Consider the following 473-nt stretch of genomic DNA (forward strand, 5'->3'; position numbering starts at 1 on the left):
GACCGCGACCAGCCCGAGCAAGACCTACGCCGCGGCCGGCACCTACACCGTCACCCTGACCGTCACCGACGACGACGGCGCGACCCACACCAAGACCGCTTCGGTCACGGTCAGCGGCAGCGGCGTGCAGACCTACACCAACGGCGCCGACGTCAACATTCCGGACAACAACGCCACCGGCGTGAGCAGCAGCATCGCGGTGTCCGGGCGCAGCGGCAACGCACCGAGCAATGCGCAGATCTCGGTCAACATCGTCCACCCGTACAAGGGCGACCTGATCGTCGACCTGATCGCGCCGGACGGTTCGGTGTACAACCTGCACAACCGCAGCGGCGGCAGCGCCGACAACGTCAGCGGCACCTTCACCAAGAACCTGTCGAGCGAGCCGCTCAACGGCACCTGGAAGCTGCGCGCCGCCGACCGCGCCGCGCAGGACGTCGGCAAGATCGACACCTGGAGCATCACCTTCTGAT

At 67.2% G+C, this 473-nt stretch carries 1 protein-coding gene; it reads left to right on the top strand.

Annotated features, from left to right (window positions below):
* A partial coding sequence (locus tag TX83_RS19880; protein WP_186442663.1) for a proprotein convertase P-domain-containing protein occupies positions 1-472 on the top strand: 472 nt, incomplete at its 5' end.
* Position 473: the final 1 nt, after the last annotated feature.

This window comes from Lysobacter antibioticus HS124, assembly GCF_000336385.2.
Taxonomy (GTDB): domain Bacteria; phylum Pseudomonadota; class Gammaproteobacteria; order Xanthomonadales; family Xanthomonadaceae; genus Lysobacter; species Lysobacter firmicutimachus.